The sequence below is a fragment of the Streptomyces sp. A0592 genome (genome assembly GCF_004795115.1).
In the GTDB taxonomy this organism is placed as follows: domain Bacteria; phylum Actinomycetota; class Actinomycetes; order Streptomycetales; family Streptomycetaceae; genus Streptomyces; species Streptomyces erythrochromogenes.
Genome location: NZ_SSBM01000019.1, coordinates 59,661 through 75,629 on the forward strand (window position 1 = coordinate 59,661; position 15,969 = coordinate 75,629).

Here is a 15,969-nt window from a genome sequence, read left to right on the forward strand (position 1 = left end):
TGATTTTATTGGCGCTTGAGGGTCCGTCAGGCCCCAGAATGCACGGTCGGCCCGTTCTGGACGTCGATCACCACCTGTACGGGAATGACGGGATTTCGATGGCCCGCGCCACCCCGCGCGCCACCCTCCGCGCCACCCCGGGTGACAGCCCGCCGATCAGGCCTCCTGTCATACCAGAGGAGGAGGCGCGCCCGCCCGCCGTCACTCTCGAGTGGGCCCGGGAACAGGCACGGCGGCTGATCCGCGGCAGGTAAGGGCGCGGTGAAGATGGAGGAGTCCCGCACAACAGACCGAGGAGCCGTCCTGTGACCACCATGAACTACGCCCCGCACACCGCCCAGGCTGTGGCCGCCCGCGCCACCGGCCTCTCCAAGGTGTACGGCCAGGGCGAGACCCAGGTGGTCGCCCTGGACAACGTCTCCGTGGACTTCGGCCAGGGACAGTTCACCGCGATCATGGGCCCCTCGGGCTCCGGCAAGTCCACCCTGATGCACTGCGTCGCCGGCCTGGACACCTTCTCCGCGGGCTCCGTCCGCATCGGCGAGACCGAGCTGGGCTCCCTCAAGGACAAGCAGCTCACGCAGCTGCGCCGGGACAAGATCGGCTTCATCTTCCAGGCGTTCAACCTGCTGCCTACGCTGACGGCCCTGGAGAACATCACGCTCCCCATGGACATCGCCGGCCGCAAGCCCGACAAGCAGTGGCTGGACACCGTGGTGGACATGGTCGGCCTCTCCGGCCGCCTGGGCCACCGGCCCACCCAGCTCTCCGGCGGCCAGCAGCAGCGCGTGGCCGTGGCCCGCGCCCTGGCCTCCCGCCCCGAGATCATCTTCGGTGACGAGCCGACCGGAAACCTGGACTCCCGCTCCGGCGCCGAGGTCCTCGGCTTCCTGCGCAACTCCGTCCGCGAGCTCGGCCAGACCGTCGTGATGGTCACCCACGACCCCGTGGCCGCCTCCTACGCGGACCGCGTCATCTTCCTCGCCGACGGCCGGATCGTCGACGAGATGCTCAGCCCCACCGCCGACGGCGTGCTGGACCGTATGAAGGCCTTCGACGCCAAGGGCCGCACCAGCTGATCCCGGGTCCCGCCCCGGCCCTTCCTCCAGACTTCCAGCCCCAGGACTGAGATCCCCCATGTTCCGTACCGCCCTGCGCAACGTCCTCGCGCACAAGGCCCGGCTGCTGATGACGGTGCTCGCCGTCACCCTCGGCGTCGCCTTCGTATCCGGCACCCTCGTCTTCACCGACACCCTCAAGAAGTCCCTCTCCGGCCAGTCCGCCAAGAGCTACGAGGGCGTCGCCGTCTCGGTCACCTCGTACGGCCAGGGCCGCAACGAGCAGGGCGAGAAGGAGGGCGAGCCCGGCCTCGGCCAGCAGACCCTCGACAAGATCAAGGCGCTCCCGGGCGTCGACACCGTCTCCGGCCGCGTCTCGGGCTTCGCCGGCGTCGGCGACGAGAACGGCAAGCTGATCGGCTCCGGCTGGTCCAACCAGGGCGCCAACTTCACGCCGGTCAAGGACGGCAAGGACCCGCGCTACGCCTTCGCCCAGGGCGCCGGCCCGGCCAAGGCCGACGAGGTCGCCCTCGACAGGGCCACCGCCGACAAGGGCAACTACAAGGTCGGTGACAAGGTCCGCGTCGCCACCAACGGCCCGGTCAAGGAGTACTCCCTCGCCGGCGTCTTCACCACCGAGGACGGCGCCGTCCAGGCCGGCGGCAGCCTGGTCCTCTTCGAGACCAAGGTCGCCCAGGAGCTCTACCTCAAGCCCGGCTACTTCCAGGAGCTGTCGGTCGCCGCGAAGAACGGCACCTCCGCCGACAAGCTGCTCGCCGACATCAAGCCGCTGCTCGACAAGAACGCCAAGGCGCAGACCGGCACGGCGCTCGCCGCCGAGCAGGCCAAGCAGATCGAGAAGGGCCTCAGCAACCTCAGCACGATGCTGCTCGTCTTCGCCGGCATCTCGCTCTTCGTCGGCATCTTCCTGATCTACAACACCTTCACCATGCTGGTCACCCAGCGCACCAAGGAGCTGGCCCTGCTGCGCGCCGTCGGCGCCAACCGCGGCCAGGTCATGCGCTCCGTGCTCGCCGAGGCCCTCGTCGTCGGCGTCCTGTCGGCCGTCGTCGGCCTGGTCAGCGGCATCGGCCTGGCCCTCGGGATCCGCTCCGTCATCGGCTCCCTCGGCGCGAAGCTGCCGGGCGGCGCCCCCGTGATCGCCCCGGGCACCATCACCGCCGCCCTCGTCATCGGTGTCGTCGTCACCACCGTCGCCGCCGTGCTGCCGGCCTGGCGCACCGGCCGGATCGCCCCGGTCGCCGCCATGGGCAGCGCCCACCTGCCGGCCACCTCGAAGTCCCTGCTCGTACGCAACATCCTCGGCTCGATCATCAGCCTCGGCGGCATCGGCCTGGTCTTCCTGGGCGTGTCCACGGGCGGCAACACCGGCCGCATGACCATGGGCGGCGGCGCCTTCTTCATGCTGATCGGCATGATCGTGCTGCTGCCGCTGCTCTCCAAGCCGGTCATCGGCGCCGTCCGCCCGCTGCTGCAGAAGGTGTTCGGCGTCCCCGGCAAGCTGGCCGCCCAGAACGCGGTCCGCAACCCGCGCCGCACCGCCGTCACGGCCGCCTCCCTCGCGATCGGCCTGACCCTGGTCACCACGCTGTCCGTCCTCGGCATCACGGTCGGCAAGGTCGTCGACCGCATGAGCACCGAGAAGCTCAAGGCCGACTACCGGGTCTCCATGTCCTCCGACGCGGGCAGCCTCGACAAGTCCGTGGCCGAGACCCTGGCCAAGGCCCCCGGCATCAAGGCGGTCTCCCCGCAGTCGGCCGGCTACTTCCTGGTCGACGGCGACTTCCGGGCCGCCTCCGGCGTCAACCCGGCCACCATCGGCCAGCTCCTCAACATCGAGGTGCTCAGCGGCTCGCTCGACAGCCTCGCCCAGGGCGACGTCGCGGTCGCCGAGAAGACGGCCACGAAGCAGAAGTTCACCGTCGGCACCGCGCTCAAGCTGAAGTACGACGACGGCAAGGAAGCGTCGGTGAAAATCGGCGCGATCTACAAGGACATGGAGGGCCTGCTCTCCCCGTACATCATCGACAACAAGATCCTCAGCGAGCACAGCGAGGACATGTACATCCCCGAGGTGTACGTCAACGTCGACGGCGGGGCCTCCAAGGCCGCCCAGCAGAAGGTCGTCGACGCGCTCGGCAAGAACCCGGCCATCACCGTCGCCACCCAGCAGGACATGCGCAACGAGATGGGCGGCATGATCAACACGATGCTGAACATCATGTACGGCCTGCTCGGCATGGCCCTGGTCATCTCGGTGCTCGGCGTGGTCAACACCCTGGCCATGTCCGTCTTCGAGCGGACCCAGGAGATCGGCATGCTGCGGGCCATCGGCCTCGACCGCAGCCGGGTCAAGAACATGATCCGCCTCGAAGCCGTGGTGATCTCGCTCTTCGGAGCCGTCCTCGGCGTCGTCATCGGCATCTTCCTCGCCTGGGCCGTCGGCTCCACGCTGGCGAAGGCCATGCCCGGCTACGAGCTGATCCTCCCGTGGGACCGGATCGGGATCTTCCTCCTGCTGGCCGCCGTGGTCGGCGTCCTGGCCGCCATGTGGCCGGCCCGCAGCGCCGCCCGCCTGAACATGCTGACCGCCATCAAGACCGAGTAGCGCCGCACGCGGCGAGGACAGCAGGACGCGGACACGGAAGGGCCCCGGGGCGACATGCCCCGGGGCCCTTCCCGTCGGCGGCGCAACGCAGCGCAGGAACGATTACGCCGGCTGCCCGCCCCAGGTCCGCAGCCGCAGCGGCAGCCCCGAGTCCCCGCGTGCCGCGGAGCGCACGGCGAGCACCTGGTTGACCCCCAGGCGGCCCCGCTCGAAGCCGAGCGCGGAGGCGGCCATGTAGAGCTGCCAGACCCGGGCCCGGCCGGCCGAGGTGAGGGCCACGGCCTCGTCCCAGTGCTCCTCCAGCCGTGCCACCCAGGCCCGCAGGGTCAGGGCGTAGTGCTCGCGCAGCGCCTCCACGTCGCGGACCTCGAAGCCGGCCCGTTCCAGCTCGCCGACCGTGGCGCCGACCGGGGACAGCTCCCCGTCGGGGAAGACGTACGCGTCGATGAACTCGTCCACCCGGTAGGCCGCTTCGTCGGTCTCCGGCGGGCGGGCGATCTGGTGGTTGAGCAGCAGGCCGCCGGGGCGCAGCAGGGCGTGCAGGGTGCGCGCGTAGTCGCGGTAGCGGTCGGCACCGACGTGTTCGGCCATCCCGATGGAGGAAATGGCGTCGTAGGGCCCGTCCTTGACGTCCCGGTAGTCCTGGATGCGGATCTCGACCAGATCGGCCAGGCCCTCGTCCGCGACCCTCTTGCGGGCGTACACGGCCTGTTCGCGCGAGAGCGTGACCCCGGTGACGCGGGCGCCGTACTCGCGGGCCGCGTGCAGGGCCATGGAGCCCCAGCCGCAGCCGACGTCGAGGAGCCGGTCGCCGGGCTTCAGGGCGAGTTTGCGGCAGACCAGGTCGAGCTTGTCGTGCTGGGCCCGCTCCAGGGTGGAGCCGGGGGTCCAGTAGGCGCAGGAGTACACCATGGAGGGGCCGAGGACCCGCTCGTAGAAGTCGTTGCCGACGTCGTAGTGGTGACTGATGGCCTGCCGGTCGCGGCCCTTGGTGTGCCGGGGGCCGCCGCGCCGGGCCGCCTCCTCCGCGGGCGGCGCGGGCGCAGGCCACGGCCTGGCCAGGGCGACGAGGTCCCGTACGGCCTCCCGCGCGTCCGCGTCGCCCAGCAGTGCGGCGGCGGCCGCGGCGGTGTCCGCGGCGGCGGAGACCCGCCGGGGCAGGCGCGGGCGCAGCGCGCCCACGAGGGAGGTGGGCGGGGCCGGTGCGGGCGCCCGGTCCCGTTGCCAGAGCAGGCCCGCCACCCGGTCCAGCAGCTCGAACAGGTCGCCCTCGACGGTCAGGTCACCGGCGACCCAGGCCCGGGCCAGGCCCAGCTCTCCGGGCTTCCACAGGATCCGGCGCAGGGCACGGCGGCCCCGGACGACGAGTACGGGGCCGTCGGGCGGCCCGGCCTCGGTTCCGTCCCACGCGCGGATGCGCACGGGCAGGGGGCCGCCCAGCAGGGTCTCGGCAAGAGCGGCCAGCCGCGGAGCGGCGTCGGTCATGGCGCACCTCCACAAAGTTCCGACCCATCCCTCTACCCATCCGCGGCCCCGGGTACGCCGAAGGGGCCGCCCGCACCACGGATGGCGGGCGGCCCCTTCGGGGTCGTACATTCGGCCGGCTCAGCGGCCGGGCTCCCTACGCAGGGTCAGGAGGCCTTGGCCTTCTCGGCCGGGGCAGCGGCGGCGGCCGGGGCCGGCGCCGGCTTGGCAGCCTCGTAGAACTCCTCGCGCGGGGTCTCCAGCGCACCGAGGGAGACGACCTCGCGCTTGAGGAACATCGCGAGGGTCCAGTCGGCGAAGACGCGGATCTTGCGGTTCCAGGTCGGCATGGCCATGCCGTGGTAGCCACGGTGCATGTACCAGGCGAGCCGGCCCTTGAGCTTGATCTTCGTCTTGCCCATGACGATCATCGCGACGCCCTTGTGGAGGCCGAGGCCCGCCACCGCACCCTTGTTGGAGTGCGAGTACTCGGCCTGCGGGAAGCCCCGCATGCCCGAGATGACGTTGTCGCCGAGGACCTTGGCCTGGCGCAGCGCGTGCTGGGCGTTCGGCGGGCACCAGGCGTTCTCGACGCCGGCCTTGCGGGACGCGACGTCCGGAACCTGGGCGTTGTCGCCGGCGGTCCAGATGTAGTCCGTGCCCGTGACCTGGAGGGTCGGCTGGGCGTCCACGTGGCCGCGGGGGCCCAGCGGCAGGCCGTAGCGGGCCAGGACCGGGTTGGGCTTGACGCCGGCGGTCCAGACGATGGTGTTGGAGTCGACCTCGAGGCCGTTCTTCAGCACCACGTGGCCGTCCACGCAGGAGTCCATGGAGGTGTTGAGGTAGATCTCGATGCCGCGGGACTCGAGGTGCTCCTTGCCCCAGGTGCCGAGCTTGGGCCCGACCTCGGGAAGGATCTTGTCGGCCGCGTCGACCAGGATGAAGCGCATGTCCTCGCGCTTGATCGTGGAGTAGTACTTGGCGGCGTCGCGGGCCATGTCCTCGACCTCGCCGATCGTCTCGGCACCGGCGAAGCCGCCGCCGACGAAGACGAAGGTGAGGGCCTTGCGGCGGACGTTCTCGTCCGTCGTGGACTCGGCCTTGTCGAGCTGCTCGAGGACGTGGTTGCGCAGGCCGATGCCCTCCTCGACGCCCTTCATACCGATGCCCTGTTCGGCGAGGCCGGGGATCGGGAAGGTGCGGGAGACGGCGCCGAGCGCGATCACCAGGTAGTCGAAGGGCAGCTCGTACGCCTCGCCGACCAGCGGCGTGACGAGGGCGACCTTGCGGTCCTGGTCGATGCTGGTGACCCGGCCGGTGAGAACCTCTGCCTTGGGCAGCACGCGTCGCAGCGGGACGACGACGTGCCGAGGCGAGATGCTGCCTGCGGCCACTTCGGGGAGGAAGGGCTGGTAGGTCATGTACGAGCGCGGGTCGACGACCGTGACGGTCGCCTCGCCGTAGCGCATCTTCTTCATGATGCGCTTGGCTGCGTACAGGCCTACGTACCCACCTCCTACAACGAGGATCCTGGGACGCTCCGTGGTGCTCATGAGAACGAGTATCCAGCACCCAATGGGGTGTTGCTCGTGAGCCCCTTCACAAGGAGTCGGAGGGCCTCTGCTACACTCCGCCGCCCACGTGACGGACGTCATGGCGCGCGACGGGAACCAAGAGGTGACCGGAGTCGTTGTTCACCCGTCCTGAACTGGCCTCCGAGGCTTTGACCGGAGTAGACCACCGGGTTTCGTCCGTACCTCTGACGCGCAGCCCGCCGCCTCCGACGATCGCACGAACGCGAGACAAAAGGGGCTCCAGGACTTCCGGAAGGCCCCGAAGGGCCCTTCCCGGGACCCAGGAGGCCCCTTTTCCTTGTGAAGAACTTCACGAACTTTTTTTGGATCATGGCTTTCGCGACCCCCACACCCTGGTTCGAAGGTCGTTCGGCCGATGGACCCGGCGATTGTGTCCGTCATATCGGGTGGGACCACGGGTCTGCCATGCACATCCTCGCCGCGCTGACCGCCCTGGGGGACGACCCCTGCCGCGAGGACGCCGACGTCAAGAAACTCACCGGACCGTCCGGGTTCTACCGGCTCCGGATTTTCGTCGTCAGGGCAGGCGACCGCCGCGACGTCCACCGCGGCATCTGAGAACGGCGACGGCGCCCCGGTCGGTGGACCGGAGCGCCGTCGCCGTTCGGCGGCTCAGCGCCTCACGCGGGGCCCGCCATGCTCCAGGCGATGCCGTCGAGGATGTCGTGCTCCGAGACGACGACCTCGCGGGCGCCGGTGCGCTCCATGACGGCCAGCAGGACCAGCGCGCCCGCGCCGATCACGTCGACCCGGCCCGGGTGCATCACAGGGATCGCCGCGCGCTCGTCGTGCGTGGCCGCCAGCATCCGCTCGGTGATCGCGCGGACCTGCTCGTAGGAGATCCGGGAGTGGTGGATCTCCGAGGAGCGGTACTCGGGCAGCCCCAGCGCGATCGCGGCGATGGTGGTCACCGAGCCCGCCAGGCCCACCAGGGTGCGCGCCTCGGCCAGCGGCACGGTCTCGGCCGCCAGGTCCAGCGCGGCCTCGATGTCGGACCGGACGGCCGCGATCTGCTTCTCGGACGGCGGGTCGGTGACGACGCCGTCCACCACCAGGTGGCGCTCGGTCATCCGGACGCAGCCCACGTCCACGGAGCGGGCGGCCCGCACGTGGTCGTCGCCGACCACGAACTCGGTCGAGCCGCCGCCGATGTCGACCACCAGGAACGGCCGCTGCAGGTGTTCGTGCGCGGTCAGCTCCCTGGTGGCGCCGGTGAAGGAGAACTCCGCCTCCTGGTCGCCGGAGATCACCTCGGGCTCGACGCCCAGGATCTCCACGACACCGCGCACGAAGTCGTCGCGGTTCTCGGCGTCGCGGGAGGCGGAGGTCGCCACGAAGCGCACCCGCTCCGCGCCGAACTCCTTGATGACCGCCGCGTACTCGCGGCAGGCGGCGAAGGTGCGCTCCAGCGCCTCCGGGGCCAGGCGCCCGGTCCTGTCCACGCCCTGGCCGAGCCGGACGATGATCATCCGCCGGTCCAGCTCGACCAGCTCGCCCGTGGCCGGGTCGCAGTCCGCCACGAGCAGCCGGATGGAGTTCGTACCGCAGTCGATGCCCGCGACCCGGGTCACTGGGACTCCTCTTCCTTCTTCTCGCCGCACGGCGTGACGCAGGCGCCCTTGGCCCACCACTCGGGCAGCATCGCGAGGGCCTCGTCGCCGAACGGGTTCACGCCGGGGCCGGCGGCCAGCGAGTGGCCGACGAGCACGTGCAGGCACTTGACCCGGTCCGGCATCCCGCCGGCGCTCGGGAAGCCCTGGAGCACCTCGATGGCGTCGCGGCGCCGGATGTAGTCCTCGTGCGCGGCCTGGTAGGCGGCGGCGAGCTCCGGGTCCTCGGCGAGCCGCGCCTGCATCTCCTTCATCACGCCGTTGGCCTCCAGCGTGCCGATGGCGGAGGCCGCGCGCGGGCACGTCAGGTAGTACAGCGTCGGGAAGGGGGTGCCGTCGGGGAGCCGCGGCGCGGTCTCCACCACGTCGGGCTGCCCGCAGGGGCAGCGGTGCGCGATGGCGCGCAGCCCGCGCGGCGGGCGGCCGAGCTGCTGCTCGAACGCCTCGATGTCCGCGTCGGTCGGCTCGGTCCGGTCGGTCTGGGGCGGGGGCGTCTGCATGCCTGGAGGAAGTCTCTTCGTTCTCGTGGATGGGTGCTGCGGTGCTAGTCGTTGGGGCGGTCGGCCTTGTCGACGCCGTCCCAGACGTTGGAGTACCAGGGGCGGTCGGAGCCGGCCTGGCCGGTCCGGTGCGGCTCCGGGGGCCGGGATCCGGGGTCGCCCATGATGTAGCCGACCTCCCCCGGACGCAGGAAGTGCAGGTGCTTGCGCGCCTGCTGCTCCGCGTAGGCGTCGTCCTGCCAGCGGGCCTTCTCGTCGCGGAGCCGCTCCAGGCGGTCCCGCGCGGCCGCGGCGGCCCGCTGCTGCTCCGCGATCTCCGAGCGCTGGGAGACGTACTGGCGCATCGGATACGCGAGGGCGACGACCAGCGTACAGAGCACGAGCACCAGGAGTGCCGCCCTGCCGGTGAGGCGGCTGCGGCGCACCTGCCGGCGCGACTGCGAGCGGTAGACGTGGGCCGCGGTCCGCTCACCGAGCTGCTTGAGCCGCGTCGCGGTGGAGAAGGTGGAGAACCGATCCCGGTTCCCGGCCATTGGTCCGCCTCCCCTTATGTACGCACTACGCAATACGTCCCCGCACACGGTACGGGACCGAGTGCGGGGACGTACGGAGGCAGAGCGTGATTAGCCCTTGAAGCGCGGGAAGGCGCTGCGGCCCGCGTACACCGCGGCGTCGTCGAGGATCTCCTCGATGCGCAGCAGCTGGTTGTACTTGGCGACGCGGTCCGAGCGGGCCGGGGCGCCGGTCTTGATCTGACCGCAGTTCACGGCGACGGCGAGGTCGGCGATGGTGACGTCCTCGGTCTCGCCGGAGCGGTGCGACATCATGCACTTGAAGCCGTTGCGCTGGGCCATCTCGACGGCGTCGAGGGTCTCGGTCAGCGAGCCGATCTGGTTCACCTTCACGAGCAGGGCGTTCGCGGAGCCCTCCTCGATACCGCGGGCCAGACGCTCGGGGTTGGTGACGAACAGGTCGTCACCGACGATCTGGACCTTGGCGCCCAGGCGGTCGGTGATGGTCTTCCAGCCGGCCCAGTCGTCCTCGAACAGCGGGTCCTCGATGGAGACCAGCGGGTACGCCTCGACGAGCTCGGCGTAGTAGTCGGTCATCTCGGCGGCCGAGCGGGACTGGCCCTCGAACTCGTACTTGCCGTCCTTGTAGAACTCGGACGCGGCGACGTCGAGCGCGAGCGCGATGTCCTTGCCCGGGGTGTAGCCGGCCTGCTTGATGGCCTCGATGATGAGGTCGAGCGCGGCGCGGTTGGACTCCAGGTTCGGGGCGAAGCCGCCCTCGTCACCGAGACCGGTGGAGAGGCCCTTGGTGTGCAGGACCTTCTTGAGGGTGTGGTAGACCTCGGCGCCCCAGCGCAGCGCCTCGGAGAAGGACTCCGCGCCGATCGGGGCGATCATGAACTCCTGGATGTCGACGTTGGAGTCGGCGTGCGACCCACCGTTGAGGATGTTCATCATCGGAACGGGCAGCAGGTGCGCGTTCGGGCCGCCGAGGTAGCGGAAGAGCGGGAGGTCCGAGGCCTCGGACGCGGCGTGCGCGACGGCGAGCGAGACGCCGAGGATGGCGTTGGCGCCGAGCGAGCCCTTGTTGTCGGTGGCGTCCAGGTCGAACATGGCCTGGTCGATCAGGCGCTGCTCGGTGGCGTCGTAGCCGACGAGCTCCGGGCCGATCTGCTCGATGACGGCGAGGACGGCCTTCTCGACACCCTTGCCCATGTAACGGTTGGGGTCACCGTCACGGAGCTCGATGGCCTCGAATGCACCGGTGGAGGCGCCGGACGGAACGGCAGCACGGCCGGTGCTGCCGTCGTCGAGGCCCACCTCGACCTCGACCGTGGGGTTGCCTCGGGAGTCCAGGATTTCCCGGGCTACGACGACGTCGATGGACGGCACGAGCATCTCCTTCTGGGATGTGACGCTGGGTGTGCGGTGGCGTGTCAGGCCGTGGGATGGCCTTGCCGCCTAGAGCCTAACCGGCTTCCGGGGTTCGACCGGCCGACCGCCCGACCCCTGGGACGAAAAAGGGACCGAATACCCCTCTTCCGGGACATACGACTCTCGATTCCCGGCTCGCGGAGCCGCACACACCGCCGCCCGGCGCGTGGGGGGAAGGGCGCCGGGCGGTGGGAATTCTGCGCGTTGCGTGCGCTTTTGCGGCTATTGCCGCGGGGTTCAGCTGAGCTTCAGCTTCTGACCCGGGTAGATCAGGTCGGCGTCCGAGACGATGTCCTTGTTCAGCTCGAAGAGCTGCTGCCAGCCGCCCTTGACGCCGTTGGCCTCGGCGATGGTGCCCAGGGTGTCGCCCGGCTTGACCTCGTACGAGCCGTTGCCGGTCTTCGGCGCGGCCGGAGCCTCGGTGCGCTCGGAGCGGGTGGTCGGGGCCTCGGCGCGCTTGGTGTCCTTCTTCGGCGCGGCCTTGGTCTCGGCCTTCTTGGTCTCGACCTTCTTCGTCTCGGCCTTCGGCTTGGTGGAGGCCGGGGTCTCGGTGGAGCCGCCACCGGTGTAGGACGAGTTCGACAGGCCCTTGCCGCAGTGCGGCCAGGCGCCCTTGCCCTGCTTCTTGAGGACCTTCTCGGCCACGGCTATCTGCTGCGCCTTCGAGGCCTGGTTGGCCTGCGGGGCGTACGACTTGCCACCGAACGAGGACCAGGTGGAGGACGAGAACTGCAGTCCGCCGTAGTAGCCGTTGCCCGTGTTGATGGACCAGTTGCCACCGGACTCGCACTGCGCGACCTTGTCCCACTCGGACGCGGTGGCGGCACTGGCGGCGCCCGCGGCCATCAGGGGGGCGGCGACGGCCACACCGGCGACACCGGCGAGCGTGACGATGCGAACGGCCTTGGAACCGCGACGGTGCTTGCCCTTGCCGGAAAGCAGCATGAGGTTTCTCCTCACCGACGCCTACGAGGTGAGCTGTCGGGTTCGGGCCTGTGAGTGCCCGGCGGTGCGACCTTGCGCCCCGCTTAACCCCAAGCCGGTTGCGTGACCGTCTCTCAACGGCCGCTCGCGGCACCTACCTTGGTTCCCCCGCTCCTGCCTTCGGCGCTTTACGCGACGACTGTTCCCCCCGTCCGCCGGCAGGATTCGGCGATGCGGTCGAAGGAGCCCGCGGTGGCGGGCGACTCAGAAGGTAGACATGTCTCTCCCCGATGCTCAACCAGGAACATCGGGGAGAAACGGCCCCTACTTGCGCTCCCCGTGGGGGTGTTTGCGCAGGTGAGAACGGGGTTTGCGGAACCCCCGAGGCGGGACACGCCAGTTGACTGGAAGAGACGCATGTCTCACTTGCAGAAAACAGACAATCAGGTTCTTACCGGGCGAACCAACTGTCCTTATTAGGTGGTTAGATCCAGGTTCTGCCCGGGCTTGATGAGGTTGGCGTCTCCGCCGATGACCTGCTCGTTGGCCGCGTAGAGGCCGCTCCAGCCGCCCTTCACGCCCTTGGCGACCGCGATGGTCGCCAGGCTGTCGCCCGCCTGCACCGTGTAGACGGGGTCCGCCGCAGCATCGGACGGGGCGCCCTCCTCGGGCGAGGGGGCACCGCGGTGCTTGCCGTTGCCCTCGGCAGGAGTGGCGTCCGGGGTCGCCGGGGTCGTCGGCGCCACGGGGGCGGTCGGGTCGGCCGGGGACGGACTCGGGGTGACCGGCGGGGTCGTGGGCGCCGTCGGGTCGGCCGGGAGGGTCGGGACCGTCGGGTCGGTGGGGCTCACCGGCGGGGTCGTCGGGTCGGTCGGGACGACCGGGGTGCCCGGGTCGGCCGGAGGCGTCGTCGGGACGTCGGGCGCGGGCATGACGGGCAGTCCGACGGACGGCGCGTCGGGAATCAGGAAGGGGGAGCCCGAGGGGCTCGGCGTCTCCGCGGTCGGGAGCCCGAAGTCCGTGGCGGGCTTGCCGCCCGTGGTGGAGGGCACGGCGTCGTCGGGGCGGGACGGCGCGGGGCCCACCGCGGTGGCGCTGCCGGGCAGACCGGGGTCGACGACGGCGGCCGGACCCTGCTGGTCCAGTCCGGCGGAGGCCGCGCACAGCGGCCAGGCCTGCGGGCCCTGGGAGGCCAGCACGCGCTCGGCCACGGCTATCTGCTGTGAACGGCTCGCGAGGTCGGGGCGCTCGGCGAAGTCCAGACCGCCGGCCTTCTGCCACTCCTCCTGGGTGAACTGGAGCCCGCCGTAGGCGCCGCTCCCGAAGTTGGCGCTCCACGAGCCGCCGCTCTCGCACTCGGCCACCTTGTCCCAGGTGGTGGTGTCGGCAGCGGTCGCGCTGGTGGCAGCCAGCAGCGGCATGGCCAGCGCAGAGCCAGTGACACCGGCTGTGACGACCAGCGCGGGGACCTGGCGGGGGCGTCTGTGACGGCCGTTCCCGGAGAGCATGAGGGATCACCTTTCGCATAACAGCGGGGTAACGGCAGAACCTAGCGGCCTTCGAACGATTGTCACAAGTTCAAGCCGAATCTGACTTTTAATCAGAAGTCGCACAGGTGTTTTGAACCGTGAAGCGAACGGGAAGGGTGCGCAGCCCCCGCATGATCAACCCCCCACGCCAGCGCAGGTCTTGGGGTGGAACTGCCAGTTCCAGATCGGGCAGGCGCGTGAGCAGCGTCGCGAGGGCGGTCTGTCCTTCGAGTCGTGCGAGCGGCGCGCCCAGGCAGTAGTGGATGCCGTGCCCGTACCCGAGGTGCTGGTTGTCGGTCCTGGAGAGGTCGAGGGTGTCCGGATCGGCGAACCGCGCCGGGTCCCGGTCGGCGGCCGCGAGGACGACCAGGACCGGATCGCCGGTCTCGATCCGCTCGCCGCCGAGGGTCAGCGGCTGGGTCGCGAACCGCCACGTCGCCAGCTCCACGGGGCCGTCGTAGCGCAGGAGTTCCTCGACACCGGTGGCCAGCAGCCCGCTCTCCCCGGCGGCCAGGGAGCTCTGTAGCCGCTCGCGCTGGTCGGGGTTCATGAAGAGGGAGTGGACGCCGTTTCCGATGAGGTTCACGGTCGTCTCGAAGCCGGCGAAGAGCAGGATGAAGGCCATCGCGGTGGCCTCGCCCTCCGTCAGGTGGTCGCCGTGGTCGCTCGCCCGGATCAGGTCGGAGATCAGGTCGTCGCCCAGATCATCCCTTTTGCGATGGATGAGTTCACCGAGATAGGTCCGCATCTGCTTCACCGAACGGGCGACGCCGCCGCGCGGTCCGCCGCCGTGGCGGATCATCATCCCGGCCCAGTCACGGAAGTCGTCCTGGTCCTCGCGCGGTACCCCGAGCATCTCGCAGATGGCGTAGATGGGGAGCGGGAAGGCGAACTCGTGGATGAGGTCGGCCTCCCCCCTCTCCGCGAACCCGTCGATGAGGTGATCGGTGAGCGCCTGCACCCGCGGGGTGAACTCGGCGACCCTGCGCGGGGTGAACGCCTTCGACACCAGGCGCCGCAGCCGGGTGTGGTCCGGCGGGTCGATGTTCAGCAGATGCGTCATCAGCTCCGCCTTGCGCTCCCCCGGGATCCCGGTCTTGCCCTTGGCGTGCGCGGGCTCCGCGTGGTGCGCCGGATTCTTGCTGAGCCGCTGGTCGGCGAGGGCCTGGCGGGCGTCCGCGTACCGGGTGACCAACCAGGCGTCGACCCCGCTGGGGAGCTTGGTGCGGTGCACCGGCGCGTTCTCGCGCAGCCACGCGTAGGCCGGATAGGGGTCGGTCGCGAACTCCCACGTGAAGAGTTCGGGCGCCGCGCCGACGGAGGGAGTGGACGACTGATCGTGCATGTCCCCGACAGTAGCCGCCGCGCGCCGGCGGGCCGGCGCGGGCCGCGACCCGCCGATTCGTCATCCCATATGACTGCTTCGTCGCGGCTGTCCGCAGATCGGACAACACTTGACCTCGCCCCGTCCGGCACTCCTACTTTCGGTTGGTGGATGTGAGGATCTTGAAAAGCAGTTTCGCGGTGGTGGAGCGACGGGCCGAGCACGCGGTCAAGTTCTTCTACTCGCACCTCTTCTGGCACAACCCCGGAGTCCGCGACCTCTTCCCGGTCTCCTCCGAGGACATGGAACGCCAGCGGGACCGGCTCTTCGCCGCACTCACCCACGTCGTCTCCCGGATCGACGACGAGGCCCTCGGCCCCTACCTCCGCGACCTGGGACGCGACCACCGCAAGTTCCTGGTCCGCCCCGAGCACTACGCCGTCGTGGGCTCCAGCCTGCTCGCCGCGCTCGCCGAGACCTCCGGCGACGCCTGGACCCCGCAGGTGGAGAAGGCCTGGACCGAGGCCTACCAGCTGATCGCCGACGCCATGCTCGCCGGCGCCGACGCGAGCGAGGACCCGCCGTGGTGGGACGCGGAGGTCGTACGCCACCTCCAGTACGGGCGGGACATCGGCGTGCTCACCCTGCGGCCGCACGCCCCCTTCCCCTATCTCCCCGGCCAGTACACGAGCGTGAGCAGCGACCGCGTCCCCAGGACCTGGCGCACCTACTCCCTCGGCAACGCCCCCCGCCCGGACGGCACCGTCGACCTGCACGTCAGCCGGATCGACGGCGGGCGACTCAGCACCGCCCTGGTCGACGGGACGCGGCCCGGCGACCTCCTGAAGCTCGGCGCCGCGGGCGGGCAGCTCACCTTCCGCCGCTCGGACCGCCCGGCCAGCCTGATCGCCGCCGGCACCGGCTGGGCCCCGATCCGGGCGATGCTGGAGGACCTCGCGGACCGGCCGCCCGATCAGGACGTACGGCTCTTCGTGGTGGCCCGCGACGGCGCGCACCTCTACGACCGGCCGCTCATCGACGCGTACGGCACCTCGTGCGGCTGGCTCGACGTCACCTACATCACGCCCGCGCCCGGTCGGCACCGCAACGAGGCCACCGACCGGCTCGCGACGGCGCTGTGCAACCGGGGTCTCTGGCCCGACCAGGACGTCTACCTCAGCGGGCCGCCGCAGTTCATCGAGGAGACCGCCGGGCTCCTGGAGGGGCTCGGCGCCCGCCCCGGCCGTCTCTTCCACGACTCCGTACCCGCCGGGGCCACCGGCAACGGGCCCGGGGGCCGCCCGCTGGGCTTCGGCGAGTGGTTCCTGAACCGCCCGGCGCCGCACTGGCACAACCCCTCGGCCCGCGGCCCCAGGGAGTACTGACAGGA

Annotated in this window: 12 protein-coding genes, 1 pseudogene and 1 riboswitch; of the genes and pseudogenes, 4 read left to right on the forward strand and 9 right to left on the reverse strand. The window is 70.6% G+C overall.

From position 1 onward, the window contains the following. Window positions 1-314: 314 nt before the first annotated feature. Window positions 315-1,079 (forward strand): ABC transporter ATP-binding protein, encoded by a 765-nt coding sequence (locus E6U81_RS24875; protein ID WP_107064705.1) that lies wholly within the window; start codon window positions 315-317, stop codon window positions 1,077-1,079. A 58-nt stretch (window positions 1,080-1,137) separates the two neighbouring features. Next, the gene (locus E6U81_RS24880) at window positions 1,138-3,687 is read left to right on the forward strand and encodes an ABC transporter permease (RefSeq protein ID WP_136232311.1); all 2,550 of its coding nucleotides are present in this window, start codon (window positions 1,138-1,140) and stop codon (window positions 3,685-3,687) included. Between the two features lie 102 nt (window positions 3,688-3,789). Here the strand turns inward: E6U81_RS24880 and E6U81_RS24885 are convergent, their stop codons facing one another. Together E6U81_RS24885 and E6U81_RS24890 are read right to left on the reverse strand one after the other, a co-directional pair. Continuing rightward, the gene (locus tag E6U81_RS24885; RefSeq protein ID WP_136232312.1) at window positions 3,790-5,172 is read right to left on the reverse strand and encodes a cyclopropane-fatty-acyl-phospholipid synthase family protein; all 1,383 of its coding nucleotides are present in this window, start codon (window positions 5,170-5,172) and stop codon (window positions 3,790-3,792) included. A 146-nt stretch (window positions 5,173-5,318) separates the two neighbouring features. Beyond that, window positions 5,319-6,704, reverse strand: a complete 1,386-nt coding sequence (locus E6U81_RS24890) for an NAD(P)/FAD-dependent oxidoreductase (protein ID WP_136232313.1) — start codon at window positions 6,702-6,704, stop codon at window positions 5,319-5,321. 444 nt (window positions 6,705-7,148) lie between these two features. On the opposite strand from E6U81_RS24890, the pseudogene E6U81_RS24895 reads away from it, so the two are divergent. Then, a pseudogene (locus E6U81_RS24895) lies at window positions 7,149-7,304 on the forward strand (type II toxin-antitoxin system RelE/ParE family toxin); the annotation flags it as partial. A gap of 62 nt (window positions 7,305-7,366) precedes the next feature. Here the strand turns inward: E6U81_RS24895 and E6U81_RS24900 are convergent. The 7 genes from E6U81_RS24900 to E6U81_RS24930 all read right to left on the reverse strand — a co-directional run bounded on the left by E6U81_RS24900 (window position 7,367) and on the right by E6U81_RS24930 (window position 14,600). Continuing rightward, window positions 7,367-8,317: a Ppx/GppA phosphatase family protein gene (locus E6U81_RS24900; protein ID WP_136232315.1), complete on the reverse strand. Its 951-nt coding sequence runs from the start codon at window positions 8,315-8,317 to the stop codon at window positions 7,367-7,369. Then, the gene (locus E6U81_RS24905) at window positions 8,314-8,856 is read right to left on the reverse strand and encodes a DUF501 domain-containing protein (RefSeq protein WP_136232316.1); all 543 of its coding nucleotides are present in this window, start codon (window positions 8,854-8,856) and stop codon (window positions 8,314-8,316) included. Before E6U81_RS24905 ends, E6U81_RS24900 begins: the two co-directional genes overlap by 4 nt. 44 nt (window positions 8,857-8,900) lie before the next feature. Next, window positions 8,901-9,389: a septum formation initiator family protein gene (locus E6U81_RS24910; RefSeq protein ID WP_031150830.1), complete on the reverse strand. Its 489-nt coding sequence runs from the start codon at window positions 9,387-9,389 to the stop codon at window positions 8,901-8,903. Between the two features lie 90 nt (window positions 9,390-9,479). Next, a complete protein-coding gene (eno, locus tag E6U81_RS24915) occupies window positions 9,480-10,766 on the reverse strand; it encodes a phosphopyruvate hydratase (RefSeq protein ID WP_030028493.1) in 1,287 nt (428 codons plus the stop codon). Window positions 10,767-11,039: 273 nt separating this feature from the next. Further along, on the reverse strand, window positions 11,040-11,747 hold the full coding sequence (locus E6U81_RS24920) for a transglycosylase family protein (RefSeq protein ID WP_136232317.1): 708 nt from the start codon (window positions 11,745-11,747) through the stop codon (window positions 11,040-11,042). Window positions 11,748-11,750: 3 nt separating this feature from the next. Then, window positions 11,751-11,922: riboswitch (cyclic di-AMP (ydaO/yuaA leader) on the reverse strand. 280 nt (window positions 11,923-12,202) lie between these two features. Continuing rightward, entirely contained in the window at window positions 12,203-13,234 is a 1,032-nt protein-coding gene (locus E6U81_RS24925; protein ID WP_168714729.1) for a transglycosylase family protein, read from the reverse strand. 88 nt (window positions 13,235-13,322) lie between these two features. Further along, entirely contained in the window at window positions 13,323-14,600 is a 1,278-nt protein-coding gene (locus E6U81_RS24930) for a cytochrome P450 (protein ID WP_136232318.1), read from the reverse strand. Window positions 14,601-14,752: 152 nt separating this feature from the next. Here E6U81_RS24930 and E6U81_RS24935 point away from each other — a divergent pair, with 152 nt between their 5' ends. Continuing rightward, entirely contained in the window at window positions 14,753-15,964 is a 1,212-nt protein-coding gene (locus E6U81_RS24935) for a globin domain-containing protein (protein ID WP_240804004.1), read from the forward strand. The last annotated feature ends 5 nt before the right edge of the window (window positions 15,965-15,969 follow it).

What these genes read in the sequence shown, in the direction of transcription:
- E6U81_RS24910 (WP_031150830.1), bottom strand. Translation starts at nt 9,389, where the DNA reads ATGGCCGGGAACCGGGATCGGTTCTCCACCTTCTCCACCGCGACGCGG.
- E6U81_RS24880 (WP_136232311.1), top strand. Translation starts at nt 1,138, where the DNA reads ATGTTCCGTACCGCCCTGCGCAACGTCCTCGCGCACAAGGCCCGGCTG.
- E6U81_RS24905 (WP_136232316.1), bottom strand. Translation starts at nt 8,856, where the DNA reads ATGCAGACGCCCCCGCCCCAGACCGACCGGACCGAGCCGACCGACGCG.
- E6U81_RS24930 (WP_136232318.1), bottom strand. Translation starts at nt 14,600, where the DNA reads ATGCACGATCAGTCGTCCACTCCCTCCGTCGGCGCGGCGCCCGAACTC.
- E6U81_RS24920 (WP_136232317.1), bottom strand. Translation starts at nt 11,747, where the DNA reads ATGCTGCTTTCCGGCAAGGGCAAGCACCGTCGCGGTTCCAAGGCCGTT.
- E6U81_RS24925 (WP_168714729.1), bottom strand. Translation starts at nt 13,234, where the DNA reads ATGCTCTCCGGGAACGGCCGTCACAGACGCCCCCGCCAGGTCCCCGCG.
- eno (WP_030028493.1), bottom strand. Translation starts at nt 10,766, where the DNA reads ATGCTCGTGCCGTCCATCGACGTCGTCGTAGCCCGGGAAATCCTGGAC.
- E6U81_RS24875 (WP_107064705.1), top strand. Translation starts at nt 315, where the DNA reads ATGAACTACGCCCCGCACACCGCCCAGGCTGTGGCCGCCCGCGCCACC.
- E6U81_RS24885 (WP_136232312.1), bottom strand. Translation starts at nt 5,172, where the DNA reads ATGACCGACGCCGCTCCGCGGCTGGCCGCTCTTGCCGAGACCCTGCTG.
- E6U81_RS24890 (WP_136232313.1), bottom strand. Translation starts at nt 6,704, where the DNA reads ATGAGCACCACGGAGCGTCCCAGGATCCTCGTTGTAGGAGGTGGGTAC.